The following is a 13,996-nucleotide window of genomic DNA, read 5'->3' on the forward strand; positions in this document are numbered from 1 at the left end:
CGGCATGCAGCAGGGCCTCGCGCGGCAGATAGAGCCGGCCGAGGCCGGCATCCTCGTCGATATCCCTGAGGATGTTGGTCAGCTGCAACGCCCGGCCCAAATGATGCGCGAGCAGGAGGCCGTCCTCTTCGGGCATGCCGAATACCCGGACCGACAGCCGTCCAACCGCGCTCGCCACGCGATCGCAATAGAGATCGAGCGTTGCCATGTCGGGCGCGCGGATGTCGGCCGGCACGTCCATCTCCATGCCGTCGATGATGGCCAGAAAATCCTCGCGCCTCAGGCCGAACTTTTTGACGGTCGCCGCATAGTCGCGGAGCCGCGCCGGTGCACGGCCCTGGTAGAGCGCATCGATGTCGTCGCGCCACTGCTGCAGCGCAGCCAGCCGCGCCTCGCGCGGGCCGTCGGAATCGGCGATGTCGTCAACCTGGCGGCAAAAACTGTAGATCTGGAACATCGCCTCGCGTTGCTCGCGCGGCAGGATGCGCATCGCGGCGTAGAACGAGCTGCCGGACGCAGTGCTCCCGTAATTGGCGTCGGCCGCCGCCTCAAGCGTCATGCGCCGCAGACCTGTTTGGCATCGCCCGCCGTCCGGATGCGCGGCGCGCGACCTCGGAGGCCGCGGCTCCGATCATCAGGCCGAGCATCTCGAGCGGGGAAAGATGCACGCGTTCGCGCAAGGGGTCGCGCACTCTCAGCATGCGCACGATCCGGTCCGCGAAAGCCTGAATGATGGATATCTCGAGCCCCAATCGAAAATCCCTGATCTGGCCGCCGAGCGGCCTGCCCTCGTCGAGCAGCGTCGCGTTCCGCTCCGCCAGCGCATGCAGGCATGTGGCGAGCGGCGCAGGAGCTGCGGCCTCGCCGAGCATCTCGACGGTGGCGCCACTCGCTGCGAGCGTGTCGCGCGGGAGATAGACGCGGTTGAGCTCGCGATAGTCCTTGGCGCAATCCTGCAGATGGTTGTTGATTTGAAGCCCTGCGCAGATCGCATCGGAGGCCGCCCAAGTGGAGGTGCTTTCGCCGTGGACGTCGAGCACGAAACGTCCGACCGGCATGGCCGAATAGCGGCAGTAATGGATCAGCTCGTCCCAATTCTCGTAGCGGAGCTTGGTAACGTCCATCCGGAAGGCGATCAGGAGATCGAGCGCATGGCGCGGCGGCATGCCCCGCTCGGCGAGCGCGCGGCGCAGGTTGACCGCTTCGGCCTGGGTGTCGCCCTGCCCCTGCAATTCGGCATCGAGCAGGTCGAGATAAGCGAGCTTCTCGCTCGGAGTGAGCGTCGCGTGATCGGCGATGTCGTCCGCCGTCCGCACGAAATTGTAAAACGACAGGATCAGCGTGCGATGGCGCGGATGAATGATGAACGAAGCAACCGGAAAGTTCTCGTCGCGGTGCGTCTTACCGGATCGCAATTCGGCTGCTGAAGTCATCGGGAACGGGCTACCAGGTCGACTCGGCACAACGGGGCTCAAACAAGCGCGCATCGCGCACGCCCCGAAAAAAGGCATGCACGATGTTCCCCATATAGGGGATGGCGCTCATAAAACCAATGCTATGTGCGGTCCCCCTGGGAACCCGGACCGCGCCGAACAAACCCGTTAACGCTGCAATGCTGCGCCAGAAACCCTTAACAGACGGGCATCACGCTCACTGATTGTGGTTTTTCAGCACCGTATCGCAGGCTCCGCTGATCTTGGAGCGATTTTCCTTCAGGCAGGCGAGAATGGTGAAGTCGCCCTGGTCGATCACATGACGGCAGAATTTCTGCACGTCACGGGTGCAGGCCTTCTGTTCCTCAGCCGTGCCACTGCGCTGCTCCTCGGCAAGAGCGGGTGCGGAAACGGACAGCAGAAGCAGGGTGGCTGACAGCAAAAATCTCGGCATCTTGTCCCTTACACTACGTTTTGGAAGGTCGGGGCCATCCAACCAGAAAATGCGTCGCCTTGCCGGCATGGATGAACGGAAATTGCAGCCGCTTGGGACCGCAACGGTTGAGTGGAAGCACAAACGCTGCAAAATACGGTCAAATTTGCGGCGTCCGAGCGATGACTGGCGACGCATCAGAGGCGCGTTCATTGGCATAGATAAGATGCTGATACCAGTGCATTAATTTCCACAAGCCGATTTTTGCAATTGGCTGTTGCAAGCCGGCACCGTCGACCGCTAGATACGTCCGCGACTCAAGAGCGCCTGACCGAATTCCGGCGGCTTTTCGATTTCATGATGCGAGAGGTTGTGACGCGTGGATTTCGATCGGCCGGAATCTGAGCCATGGACAGCCTCGCCTGTCATTTGAACCTAACAGATTGCGGCGACACTAAATCCTCGACGCGGCGGCGGAATTCGGACGAGCACGTCATTTTGAATGGGAAACGCGACATGAAAACGTTTGGCTCCTGTCTCTCGGGACAGGCAATCAAAGTTGCCGGACTGGCTGCGGCGCTGCTGTTGTCGGTATCGGCAGGCCATGCGCAGTCCGGTCCGTTCGCCGGCATGGACGGCAACTGGTCCGGCAACGGCACGGTTGCGCTGTCGGACGGCACCACCGAGCGCATTCGCTGCAAGGCCGAGTACAAGGTCAACGGCACCGGCCTCGGCCTCAAGCAGAGCCTGAAGTGCGCCAGCGACAGCTACAAGTTCGACCTCTCCAGCGACGTCACCAGCCAGGGCGAGCGGATCTCCGGCAACTGGAGCGAGGCCAGCCGCAACGTGTTCGGCAATCTGCAGGGCACCGTGGGTGGCGGCCAGATCCAGGTGTTCGTCGAAGCCAATGGATTTGCCGCCAACCTGACCGTGCGCACCAGCGGCAACAAGCAGACCGTGCAGATCGATTCCAAGGGCGAGATCAGGGGTGTCAACATCACGATGGTGAAGGGCTGACGCCGCACCTTGCGATCATTGCCTTGAATGCATGTCGGCCCTGATCGCATCGGGGCCGATGTTTTTTTGGCCGAGCTATCGCGCGACGCCGCGCAGCCGCTCCGAGACGTTGATCAGGAACATCGCGGTCGGACGCAGGATGAAGAGGTCGGCGACCAGCGCCGCCACCATCGAGAACGCGCTCAGCCAGCCGAAGAGCCGCAGCGACGGCAGGTCGGAGAACACCGTCACCACGAGCCCGCAGGCCAGCACCACCGTGGTGAGAATCAGCGCCGGCCCGACCAGCACGGTGGCGCGCTCGACCGCGACCGCCGAAGAGACGCCGGGCTTGCTCTCGAGCCGCAGGCGGTTGAGGAAGTGGATGGTCGCAGATAGTCCGAGGCCGAACGACACCGTCAGCGCGACCACGCTGGCGAATTGCAGCCCCTCGCCCATCAGCCACAAGAGCGTGCCTGACATCACCACCGGGAAGATGCCCGGCAGGATGCAGGCGAACATCACGACCGGCGAGCGGAATGCGAGGCCGATGAAGATCGCGACCAGCGCGAATTCGACGGTCAATCCGCGATTGAGCTTTTCGATCATGCTGGCCGAGTTGCGCGCGGCGATGGCGGCGAGACCCGTGACGGCGATCTCGTAGCCCGGATGCGCCTTGCGCACCGTGTCGAGCTCATGGTCGAGCTTTTCGACCACGGGTAGCAGCTGGCTGGAGTCGAGGTCGGGCACCCTGCCCGCGACCACGACAGCGTCCTGCTCGGCGTCGATGAAGCGCCGCACCAGGTGCTCGGGGATCAGGTTGACGTATTCCTTCAAGGTCGCGACATCGTCGCTGCCGGCCTTCTCGGCAAGCCAGCGGCGCAAGGTCTCGATCGACCAGACATTGCCGACGCCCGCGGTCTTCTCCACCGTGGCATGCACGTCGGCGATGGTCTGCAGCGTCTCCGGCGAGTACAGCTCTTCGCCCTTGGGGAACTGGATCAGCACATTGACCGGATTGGCGCCGGTCAGTTTGGCGTCGAGCCGGTTGCTGGCGGCGACCGCCTGGCGTTTGTCCGGCACCTGGTCGGCGAGCCGGTAGCGCGGCTGCAGGTTGGCATAGACGACGCCGAGGCTGCCGACGAACAGCACGGCGATCAGGCTGAACAGGCCCGGACGGCTGACCATCCGCACCGCAATCCAGTAGCAGAAATTGCGCAGCGCCTGGACGCCGGCATCCGCGCTCTGGAATTTGACGGCAAAAACCTTCTCGTTGCGCACGAACAGCACGCCGAACACCGGAACGAGCGACAACACGGCAAGCAGCGCGATGATGGTCGCAGCGAGGCCCGCCTCGCCGAACTTCCGAATCAGGTCGGAATCGGAGAATTGCAGCGCGATGAAGGAAATGCCGGCGGTGCCATGGGTCAGCACGCAGGCCGGGCCGACTACCAGCACGGCGTTCTTGAACGCGGTGTATTTGTCCTGCCCGGCGATCAGGCGGTCGCGCGCCGCGAAGGTCAGCTGCATGGAGTCCGAAAAGCTGATCACCATGATGAGCGGCGTCATCACGTTCAGGAACATATTGAGGTTGAAATTGGCCCAGCCGAGCCCGCCGAGCGCCAGCAGGATCGCGATCATCGGCGGGAACGCCGCCACGACCATGAAGGAGATCTTTCGGAAGAAGATGATCGCGATGATGCAGCCTGCCAGGATGCCGAGGATGTTGTAGGTGAGCCCGTCGCGCTCGACCGCGTTGCGGATTTCGAGCTGCATCACCGGAACGCCGGACAGCTCCGCGTTGAGCCCGGTGTCGCCGAGATCATCCTTCATCAGTTTTCTGATGTCGCCGACCACTTTTCCAAGCTGGCTGGAGGCCACCACGTCAGGCTCCAGCGACAGCACGATCAGCGCCAGCGTTCCGTCCTCGGACAACAGCTTGCCGCGGATGATCTCGTTGGATTTGACAGTCTCGATGAACTTGTCATAGGCCGCGCCCTCCGGCAGGTCGGGCGGGAACAGCGCGGCCGGCAGCTTGCCCGGCGCCGGCGCCTGGCGCGCGGAGAACAGCGAGACCAGCCCGCGGGTGCCCTCGACGAGCTGCAGGTCGGTGACGAAGTCGCGCAGCTTCTCCAGGTTCTCGCGCGCCAGCAGGGTCTTGCCCTCGACCACGACGAGCACGTCGAATTCCTCCGCCGGGAACTTTTTCGTGACCTGCTCGTACTGGTGGAACTCGGGGGTGTTGGAGCGGAACAGCTGCGAGAGCGAATCGTCGATCTTGATGCGCTGGATGCCGAAGATCGCCGCGACGATCAGGCCGGCCAGCGCGATGCAGGACAGGATCGGCGCCTGGACGGCGATAAGTCCGATGCGTTCCAGCCCGAAGGCGATGGAGCCTGTCGGACGCTGCTCGATCTTTTCGACATGAACCTCATTGTCGCGGCTTTTATCGAGCATGCCCTGTCCAGTTCTTCCAATCGCTCATTATCGGTGTTCGTCGTGGGGTTGCTAAGCCAGATTCGCCTGTGTCGGGTTTTGAAGGTTTTCCCGGGCGCGCGCGAGCCCCGATGGACCCTTGCGACCAGCGCTATCCGTTGAAAATGCGCAGAAATTCGCGTTGTTCAGATTTAGCAGGTCTGTCCCGCGCCCCGCAAGCGCAAGAACGCCACGGTCGCGGCCGATTCGGTGGTGTTTCCGGCTTCCCACGCGTCTAATTACCGCCGAGTTCGATGTTCACCGCAAGCTGCGGCGGCCGCGCTTCCGAGCTCTCATCCTTGAGCGCAACGCCGGTCACGCCGCGCGCGAAGGCGGCGCCGACCAGCCAGGCGATCTTGAACGCCGCCTCATCGTAACTCAGCCCCGCGCGATGAATGTTGGAGACGCAGTTGCGGTCGGCGTCGGTGCGGCCGATGCGGGGCGCGAAGGTCAGATAAGCGCCGAGGCTGTCCGGCGCGGACAGTCCTGGCCGCTCCCCGATCAGCACCACGACCATTTTGGCACCAAGGCAGGCCCCGATCTCGTCGCCAAGCGCGACGCGGGCACCGCAGGCAACGACCACATCCGCCATCGCGATGCCGTCAGCAGCAAGCTGTGAGGCGAGACGGCGCATCAGTTCGAGCGCATGCGCATGGACTGCTCGCGGCGACAGGCCGTCGCCGATCACGATCGCAAGCCTGTCATCCGCCACGCCGCAAAAGCCCGCCAGCGCCGCGACCGAGGCCTCATCGAGCCGCCGTCCCAGATCGGGACGGCGAAGATAGGTTTGGCGATTGGCGGCACGGCTCGCCACGCGATGCGCCGCCAGGCCGAGCGCACCGAGTTCGGCAACCAGCGCCTCCGCGTCGAAAGCCGCGTGGACGGCATCACGCGCACGGGCATGGTCGAGCGTGAAATCGAGCAGCGGCTTCGTCGGCAGGCTCGCACCGGTGCGGCCGAGCGCAACGCGAGCCGGCGTCAGCTCTTTCAGATCCGTGAGCAGCGCATGCGGCGCGGCGGGCGGCTTCGTTTCAGGCATCATTCAGCAGGGACTTGCGCCTCGCGCAGCTTGAGCGAGTAGTTCGAGGCATTCTGCCGGCCGCGCGAGGCTTCGCGCGCAAACGTGATCAGATGATGCGAAATCAGCGAGACCGACATGAAGCTCTCGATGTTGCCGCGCCTGAGCTGCGCGAAGGCGAATTTCCAGAACACCCGCTTGTAGTCACCGAGCACGCCGATCTGCCAGAAGATGTTGCGCAGGATCACCAGCGCACGCCTGATGTGGGGCCAGGTCTTCAGCTCGTCGCTGACCGGCACCTTGATGCGGTTGGCATAGGTATAGTCGCATTGGTGCTGGTAGCGGGCGAACAGTCTTGCCGGCTCGTAGACGGCTGCCATGCAGCGGCGCCAGGATTCGACGACCTGGTCATACGGCAGCAGGAACTGCACGTTGGAATCGCGGCTCTCGTCGTCGGTCAGGCGGTTCTCGCGCGCGAGGCGGTCCCACAGCGGCGTCTTCGGCAGCGCCTGTATCAGATTGATGGTCAGCAGCGGAATCTGCGAGTCCTCGACGAAGTCGATCAGCGCGTTGGCGGTGTTGGGGGTGTCGGTGTCGAGCCCCATGATGATGCCGGACACCACCTCCATGCCGTAGGAGTTGATGGTCCTGATGCCTTCGAGGATCGGGACCATCATGTTGTGGTCCTTCTGCATCGCCGTCAGCGCCTCCGGATCCGGCGTCTCGATGCCGCAGAAGATCGTGATGAAATAGGCCTCACGCATCTTCTCAAGAATCTCCGGCCGCTTGGCGATGTTGAGCGTCGCCTCGCAGGCGAGCCGTGTGATGTAGCCGGTCTTCTTCTGCCATGCGATCAGATGCGGCAGCAGCTCCAGCGCCGCCTTGCGGTTGCCGATGAAATTGTCATCGACGAAATAGACCGTGTCGGTCATGCCGCATTCACGCAAGCGCTCGAGCTCGGCGATGATCTGCTCCGGCGTCTTGAGGCGCGGGTTGCGGCCATAGAGCCCGGGGATGTCGCAGAACTCGCACTGATAGGGGCAGCCGCTCGAATACTGGATGCTGCCCAGAAAATACTTTTTGGTCTCGGCAAGCTCGTAGGCCGGGATCGGGAAATCGGTCATGGCGACGCGCTCGCCCGTCTTGAGCACGACCTGCGCGCCCGGCCGCGACACGTCGCGCGCCAGAATCCGGATCAGTTCGTCGGTGGCATCGCCGAGTTCGCCGACATGCAGATAGTCGAAGGCGGGATAATAGTCCGGACAGGCGCTCACCGAGGGACCGCCGAGCGCGACCGGCAGGTCGTGCTCATGGGCTCTGTGGCAGATGTCGTTCATGTGCTGGCGCTGAATGTGCATGCCGCTGACGAACACCGCTTCGGCCCATTGAAAATCCTCTTCCGCGGCGGCGCGGATGTTCTCGTCGATGAAGCGGACCTGCCAGTTTTGCGGCAGATAGGCCGCGATCAGCAAGAGGCCCTGCGGCGGCATGAACGCCCTCACCCCGTCGGTCAGGGGATAGGCGTATTCGAAGGTCCCGAAAGCGGATGTGTAGCGCGGAAAGACGCACAGGATACGCCTGACAGGTCCGATGTCATCAGCTCTCATGAAACGACCTCAGCGATTGCGACCGCCGATTCTCGCGCGACGATGGGCCGGCGGCAACACAAAAAGTTAAAAACGCGAAATCGACGCGCGGCTACTCAAAACATTGTTGGTCCGATCATTGCTCCGGAGCCGTTGCGTTCGCCAAGCCTCGTCCATACATCGCCCCCGCCCATACATACGCGTTGCGATCGGCGCCGCCGCAATGGGGAGACATCGACGAGGCGCATCGCCGGCAACGCGGCTCGCTGTTGTCGCTTACGATTGTGGCAGCGTTATTAACCTTTTGACGGCGGCTCGGTTGCGCCGGTTCAAATTAGAACATGTCTATCACGCACCGTCGATCACGCGAGCAGCCGGGCCGCGAAATCGGGCAACTGTCCCGCGCCCGCCGCGATGCGAAAATCCGCATCGGCAAGGCCGGCGTGCTGCAGCCAGTCGTCGAACTCCGGCGCCCGCCTCAGTTTGAGGAGATCGCGGACATAGAGCGCGTCGTGGAACGAGGTGGACTGGTAGTTCAGCATCACGTCATCGGCGCCGGGAACGCCCATGATGAAGGTGACGCCCGCCGCCGCCAACAGGGTCAGCAGATTGTCCATGTCGTCCTGATCGGCCTCGGCATGGTTGGTGTAGCAGATGTCCACCCCGAGCGGCAGGCCCATCAGCTTGCCGCAGAAGTGATCCTCCAGGCCAGCCCGGATGATCTCCTTGCCGTCGTAGAGATATTCCGGGCCGATGAAGCCGACCACGCTGTTGACCAGCAGCGGTTCGTAGGCGCGCGCCACCGCATAGGCCCGCGCTTCCAGCGTCTGCTGGTCGACGCCGTGATGGGCATTGGCCGAGAGCGCCGAGCCCTGCCCGGTTTCGAAATACATGATGTTGTCGCCGACGGTCCCGCGCCTTTGCGCCAGGCCTGCCTCGCGCGCCTGCTTGAGCAGCGCGAGATCAATGCCAAAACTGCGGTTGGCGGCTTCGGTGCCGGCGACCGACTGGAACACGAGGTCGACCGGAAAGCGCTTCCCGATCAGGTCGAGCGTCGTCGTGATATGGGTCAGCACACAGCCCTGGGTCGGGATTTTGAGCCGCGCGATCAGTTCGTCGAGCAGCCGCAGCAGGGCGCCGATCACGGCAGGATCGTCGCTCGCCGGATTGATGCCGATGCAGGCATCGCCGGCGCCGAGCAGCAGGCCATCAAGGATCGAGGCGGTGATGGCCCGGGCGTCGTCGAACGGGTGATTGGGCTGCAACCGCGTGCTCATGCGCCCGGCAAGGCCGATGGTGTTGCGGAAACGCGTCGTCACCTGGCATTTCCGTGCGACCAGGATCAGATCCTGGTTGCGCATCAGCTTGGAGACGGCCGCCGCCATTTCCGGCGTGACGGCCGAGGACAGAAGCCGCAGCGTCTCGCTCGTCGCCGCATCCGACAGCAACCAGTCGCGAAAGCCGCCGACCGTCAGGCTTGCGATCGGCGCAAAGGCCGCCGCATCGTGGCTGTCGATGATCAGCCGGGTGACCTCGTCGTCCTCGTACGCCACGACGGCCTCATGCAAGAATCGCGTCAGCGGAATGTCGGCGAGCGCCATCCGCGCCGCGATCATCTCTTCCGCACTGTCGGCGGCGGTGCCGGCCAGGCGGTCGCCTGAGCGAAGCGGACTGGCCCTGGCGAGCACCATGCGCAGGTCGTCGAAAACATGGACCGTGGAATTGATGGTGTGGCGATAGACCATGGATGCTCCGCTTAACCCTCTGACCTCACCGACCGGGAGTTGCACGGCCCCGGCACAGCACTGCAACACGGTTGCACCAGCAGCCTAAGTGATTGATTGTTTTATATAAAAGTTCAATAAGGAATGATGCCGCACATTAAGCGAATGTCCATGAAATTGCTGCATCATTTTTGAGCGGCCGACGGTGCTCACCGGGCCTTGCTGGGGGCCGGCCAAATGCCTGACGTCACACGACCTCAACATCACACAACCATGCGCGCAAAAGTCTCCGGCCTGTCGCTTGCGGCAAAACTCTATTCGATCTTCGGCCTGTTCGCGGTGTTGACGGCGGCGATTACGGCGCTGTCCGACTACAACTCCCGCCGCGGCACCGCGCTCACCGCGGCGATCGAGACGGCCAACAAGGCCGCCCTCAATGTCGAGCGGGTGAACGGGCTGGTCTATGCCGTGGTGATGGACTCCCGCGGCGTCTACATGTCGGCCGACAAGGACGCCGCGAAGAAGTTCAATGAGGGCATCCTCAAGTTCAACGAGCAAATCGTGGCGGTCGTCAACCAATGGCAGGCGATCGTGCAGAGCGACGACGCCGCGCAGTTTGCGACCTTCAAGAAGCGCATCGATCAGTTCGTCGAATTCCGCAAAGAACTGGTGCGGCGCGCCGTCGAGATCAACCCTGCGGCGGGCCGCGAATGGGGCGACAATGAGGCCAACCGTTCGGTTCGTTCGGCGCTGAACAAGGATCTGGAGACGCTATCCAAGGTCTATGCCGAGCGCGCGAAAGACATTGCGGAGCAGACCGAAACCACCCGCCAATTGTCCCTCGTGCTGACCGGTCTTGGCGGCGTGGCGCTCGCGCTGGTTCTGATAGGGGTGATCCTGATCGCACGGTCGATCGCGCGGCCGCTCTCGGTCATCACCGCTGTGATCAAGCAGGTCGCCGAGGGCGCTGACAATGTCCGCGTTCCCCACACCGATCGCGGCGACGAGGTCGGTGCGCTGGCGCGCGCCATCGAGATCTTCCGGCAGGCGATGGACCACAACAAGAACCTCAATTCGCAGGTCGTCAGGGAGTCGCAAATCCGCGAGGCACGTGGCCGCCACATCGAGATATCAGTCGAGGCCTTTCGCGGAGCGATCGGGACCGTGCTGCGCGCGGTGAAGGAGAACGCTACGGCGATGCGCGGCAGCGCACAGACCATCACCCGCGTGACGTCGAAGGCCAGCAATGAGGCGAGCGCAGCCGCGGGCGCGACCGAGCAGGCCTCCAGCAACGTGTCGACGGTGGCCGGTGCCGCCGAGGAGCTGTCGGCTTCCGTCGAGGAGATCGGGCGCCAGGTCCGCCAGTCAGCGGCCGCCGTGGAACAGACCGGATTGCGCACCGAGAAATCGATCGCCGAAATCGAAAGCCTCGCCGCGGCGACGCAGCGGATCGATGGCGTTTTGAACCTGATTCAGGCGATTGCCGAGCAGACCAATTTGCTGGCGTTGAACGCGACCATCGAGGCGGCCCGCGCCGGCGATGCCGGGCGCGGCTTTGCCGTGGTTGCGCACGAGGTCAAGGCGCTGGCCGGCCAGACCGCGAAGGCGACCGAGGAGATCAGCCAGAACGTCAGCCTGATCCAGTCCTCGACCAGAAACGCCGTCGACGCGGTGCGCGAGATCGGTCACGCCGTCGGCGAGATCAACGCGATCACGACCAACATCGCCCATGCCATCGGCCAGCAGGATGCCGCCACGCGCGAGATCTCATCCAACGCGCAGGGCGCCGCGCAAGGCAATGCCACGCTGGTGCACAACATCGGCTCGCTGCGCGATGCGATCGGCCAGACCTCGACGGTCGCAGCCTCCGTGCTCACAGCCTCCGACGACCTCAACGCCACTGCCGAGACGCTGTCACGCGAGGTCGAAACGTTTTTCGATAATCTGCGCGCCGGGCCGGCGGATCACGAGAAGGCCGCCTGAACGAGCAGAACGGAACGCGGCTTCGATCGGCTGCTGCGGCGTCGATCTGTATTCGCGGAGAATCATGCCCCGGTGCCTCGGCCGTTTCGGCTTTGGTCCGGAGCGAACCGGGCCGAAATTCTAAATCTAAAGTCGGACTGCCCCAAATTCATCATCTTTAGGTGGTATCCTCGCCACATGGATGAACAGTGCTACCGTCTCATCGCATTGCGAAGCGCGTCGTCCGCCACGATGGCAGAACACACGGCGCGCAGCCGTGATGTCCTCGCCAAGGCGCGCGAGGTGCTCAAAGAGGCCGATGGCTCCGATACCTTTCTCGGGCGCCAGCACTACCAGATGGTTCCGCTGCCTCATGAAGACCAGCGCGACCTCCTCCCGGCGTCCCTTGTCGACTGCTCATTCGCGGGGCTCGACCACGGCGGGCTCGATGAGCCGACGCGAGACGCGCCGCCCGTTGCCCGGGCGGCGCGTCTCTCACACTCCTGAACAGTTTGACTACCGCCGCCAGACCACGGCCGGCGCGGGCCCGACCAGCGCGGGCGCAGGTCCGATGACACGCTGCCAGACGCGGCCGTCATCGAACTGGATGCGGATGCCATCGGGCGAATAGACCGCGCTCTCGTCGCGGGCATCGATCCAGATCCGGCTTTCGGGCGCCGACCAGTCGGGCCAGGCGCGATAGGACTCGCCGGTCTCGGTCACAAGATTGAAGTTGGACCCGTTCTGCGTGATGTAGGCCGGCGCACCGATCATGCCGTCGCGGCACATCTGGATGCAGCGGTAAGTCCCCGTCAGGTTGGCGGATTGCGCCGAAGCCCCCGTCGTTGCGAGCGCAGCGACGGCGGCGCCAATCACCAGCGACAAAGCTTTCATCAGATCACTCCTTCGTCTTGCCTAATTGGAACAACAGCCCTCGAAGAAGCGGCTGTCAGCCTCAAACAAGCGTGAGGAGCGGTATTAGTTTCGCTTGTTCCAACACCAATGTTTGATGGAACGCCACTCTCCCGCTGTCATCGCCCGGCTCGACCGGGCGATCCAGTATCCCAGCGGCAGCAGTACTTGACCCGATAGGCCGCGGCGTACTGGATTGCCCGCCTTCCGCGGGCAATGACGTCGGAGAAGCCGGTATCGCAAGGTTCGTCATTGCGAGCGAAGCGAAGCAATCCAGACTATCTCCGCGGCGACAGTCTGGATTGCTTCGGCGCTTTGCGCCTCGCAATGACGATTGCCTCACAGCCGCTTTCGCGGGCAATGACATCGAGGGCTTGGCTGGCATTTTCTCAACTCACCGCCGCTCGGGGTTCCCGGGCGGATCGAGGTCCGGCAGCTTGATCATGTCCTGCAGGCGGCGATTGAATTCCGCGTCCGACATCGGCGCCGGCGGCGCACGCGTTGAGTCTTCCGCCGACTGCCCCGTGTGCGTCAACTGAGGGAACAGCAGCACGACGAGCAGCAGCAGCCACTGCGCCGCCAGAAACGGCGCCAGGGCACGCAGCATGGCACGAAAGGAGACCTGTTCCTTCAGCACGCCGCGCACCATCATCAGCGCGTAGCCGAACGGCGGCAGCAGAAAACTCGACTGCAGGGTCAGCAGCACCAGCACCGCGACCCAGCGCGCATCGCCGACCCGAATCAGCAGCGGCGGGATCACGATCGGCACGATCACAAAGATGATCTCGAAGGCATCGAGCACGAAGGCCGAGATCGCGATGACGGCGAGCACGGTCGCGACCGCCGTGATCTCGCCACCCGGGATCGAGGACACAAGCCGGCCGACGAGGTCGGCGGTGCCGAGCAGTCGCAAAATCATCGTGAACGTGGTGGCCGCGAGCAGCAGCGAGAACAGCGCGCCGGTCAGCGCAATCGCATCGCCCAGCATCTTGCCGAGTTCTGCGCGCGGCAGGCGCCCGGTGACGAGCCCGGCGACAAGCAGTGCGAACGCACCCATCGCGGCGGCTTCCACCGCGTAGAAATAGCCTGATGTGACCCCGCCCAGCAGCACGATCAGAAAGGCGAGCGCCAGTGCTGCGAGCAGGCCTTGCGCCGGCGCCAGAGGTTCGCGCGCCGGCAATTTGTCCGCGGTTCGCGCCGCGAAGAAGGACAGGCCCAGGCAGAGCGCGAGAAAGATCGCGCCCGGCAGCAGCGCGGCATGAAAAATGTCCTGGGTGTTGACGACGCGATCGCTCCGGCCGGTCGCAGTCACCGCCATCGTATGGGCCGACAGCATGGCGTCGCTGAGCAGGATCAGCACCAGTGATGGCGGCACCAGCACGCCGAGCGTGCTGGCGACCGCGACGGTCGCGTGACGATTGGCGGCCGGAATGCCTTCCGCGGCAAGCCGCGGCGAGACC

At 63.8% G+C, this 13,996-nt stretch carries 12 protein-coding genes; 3 read left to right on the top strand and 9 right to left on the bottom strand.

The annotated features are described in order from the left end of the window. From JOZ76_RS17830 to JOZ76_RS17840, 3 genes are all read right to left on the bottom strand, one after another. A partial coding sequence (locus JOZ76_RS17830) for a squalene/phytoene synthase family protein (RefSeq protein ID WP_291700263.1) occupies nt 1-559 on the bottom strand: 559 nt, incomplete at its 3' end. Next, nucleotides 549-1,433: a squalene synthase HpnC gene (hpnC, locus tag JOZ76_RS17835; RefSeq protein ID WP_291700265.1), complete on the bottom strand. Its 885-nt coding sequence runs from the start codon at nt 1,431-1,433 to the stop codon at nt 549-551. The genes JOZ76_RS17830 and hpnC, both read right to left, overlap by 11 nt. Before the next feature lie 217 nt (nt 1,434-1,650). After that, a complete protein-coding gene (locus JOZ76_RS17840) occupies nt 1,651-1,887 on the bottom strand; it encodes a hypothetical protein (protein WP_291700284.1) in 237 nt (78 codons plus the stop codon). 495 nt (nt 1,888-2,382) lie between these two features. Here JOZ76_RS17840 and JOZ76_RS17845 point away from each other — a divergent pair, with 495 nt between their 5' ends. Beyond that, on the top strand, nt 2,383-2,883 hold the full coding sequence (locus JOZ76_RS17845; protein WP_291700267.1) for a hypothetical protein: 501 nt from the start codon (nt 2,383-2,385) through the stop codon (nt 2,881-2,883). 75 nt (nt 2,884-2,958) lie between these two features. On the opposite strand, the gene JOZ76_RS17850 is transcribed toward JOZ76_RS17845, so the two are convergent. From JOZ76_RS17850 to JOZ76_RS17865, 4 genes are all read right to left on the bottom strand, one after another. Continuing rightward, on the bottom strand, nt 2,959-5,316 hold the full coding sequence (locus JOZ76_RS17850) for an efflux RND transporter permease subunit (protein WP_291700268.1): 2,358 nt from the start codon (nt 5,314-5,316) through the stop codon (nt 2,959-2,961). 253 nt (nt 5,317-5,569) lie between these two features. Further along, on the bottom strand, nt 5,570-6,373 hold the full coding sequence (gene eutC, locus JOZ76_RS17855; protein ID WP_441300050.1) for an ethanolamine ammonia-lyase subunit EutC: 804 nt from the start codon (nt 6,371-6,373) through the stop codon (nt 5,570-5,572). Beyond that, nucleotides 6,373-7,959, bottom strand: coding sequence for a B12-binding domain-containing radical SAM protein (locus tag JOZ76_RS17860; protein ID WP_291700273.1), 1,587 nt, complete (start codon nt 7,957-7,959; stop codon nt 6,373-6,375). Before JOZ76_RS17860 ends, eutC begins: the two co-directional genes overlap by 1 nt. Before the next feature lie 341 nt (nt 7,960-8,300). Beyond that, a complete protein-coding gene (locus tag JOZ76_RS17865; protein ID WP_291700275.1) occupies nt 8,301-9,683 on the bottom strand; it encodes an ethanolamine ammonia-lyase subunit EutB in 1,383 nt (460 codons plus the stop codon). Nucleotides 9,684-9,935: 252 nt separating this feature from the next. On the opposite strand from JOZ76_RS17865, the gene JOZ76_RS17870 reads away from it, so the two are divergent. Further along, on the top strand, nt 9,936-11,645 hold the full coding sequence (locus tag JOZ76_RS17870) for a methyl-accepting chemotaxis protein (RefSeq protein WP_291700277.1): 1,710 nt from the start codon (nt 9,936-9,938) through the stop codon (nt 11,643-11,645). 177 nt (nt 11,646-11,822) lie between these two features. Further along, complete coding sequence (locus JOZ76_RS17875; RefSeq protein WP_291700279.1) at nt 11,823-12,131, top strand: hypothetical protein; 309 nt, start codon at nt 11,823-11,825, stop codon at nt 12,129-12,131. A 9-nt stretch (nt 12,132-12,140) separates the two neighbouring features. Here the strand turns inward: JOZ76_RS17875 and JOZ76_RS17880 are convergent, their stop codons facing one another. Beyond that, a complete protein-coding gene (locus JOZ76_RS17880; protein ID WP_291700281.1) occupies nt 12,141-12,518 on the bottom strand; it encodes a hypothetical protein in 378 nt (125 codons plus the stop codon). A 412-nt stretch (nt 12,519-12,930) separates the two neighbouring features. Continuing rightward, the coding region (locus tag JOZ76_RS17885) for a TRAP transporter large permease subunit (protein ID WP_291700282.1) at nt 12,931-13,996 on the bottom strand (1,066 nt) is incomplete at its 5' end.

The organism is Bradyrhizobium sp., assembly GCF_019244115.1.
In the GTDB taxonomy this organism is placed as follows: Bacteria; Pseudomonadota; Alphaproteobacteria; order Rhizobiales; family Xanthobacteraceae; genus Bradyrhizobium.

Bases quoted from the DNA above. Each gene is read 5' to 3' on its own strand.
- hpnC (WP_291700265.1), bottom strand. From the start codon at position 1,433: ATGACTTCAGCAGCCGAATTGCGATCCGGTAAGACGCACCGCGACGAG.
- JOZ76_RS17840 (WP_291700284.1), bottom strand. From the start codon at position 1,887: ATGCCGAGATTTTTGCTGTCAGCCACCCTGCTTCTGCTGTCCGTTTCC.
- JOZ76_RS17845 (WP_291700267.1), top strand. From the start codon at position 2,383: ATGAAAACGTTTGGCTCCTGTCTCTCGGGACAGGCAATCAAAGTTGCC.
- JOZ76_RS17850 (WP_291700268.1), bottom strand. From the start codon at position 5,316: ATGCTCGATAAAAGCCGCGACAATGAGGTTCATGTCGAAAAGATCGAG.
- eutC (WP_441300050.1), bottom strand. From the start codon at position 6,373: ATGCCTGAAACGAAGCCGCCCGCCGCGCCGCATGCGCTGCTCACGGAT.
- JOZ76_RS17860 (WP_291700273.1), bottom strand. From the start codon at position 7,959: ATGAGAGCTGATGACATCGGACCTGTCAGGCGTATCCTGTGCGTCTTT.
- JOZ76_RS17865 (WP_291700275.1), bottom strand. From the start codon at position 9,683: ATGGTCTATCGCCACACCATCAATTCCACGGTCCATGTTTTCGACGAC.
- JOZ76_RS17870 (WP_291700277.1), top strand. From the start codon at position 9,936: ATGCGCGCAAAAGTCTCCGGCCTGTCGCTTGCGGCAAAACTCTATTCG.
- JOZ76_RS17875 (WP_291700279.1), top strand. From the start codon at position 11,823: ATGGATGAACAGTGCTACCGTCTCATCGCATTGCGAAGCGCGTCGTCC.
- JOZ76_RS17880 (WP_291700281.1), bottom strand. From the start codon at position 12,518: ATGAAAGCTTTGTCGCTGGTGATTGGCGCCGCCGTCGCTGCGCTCGCA.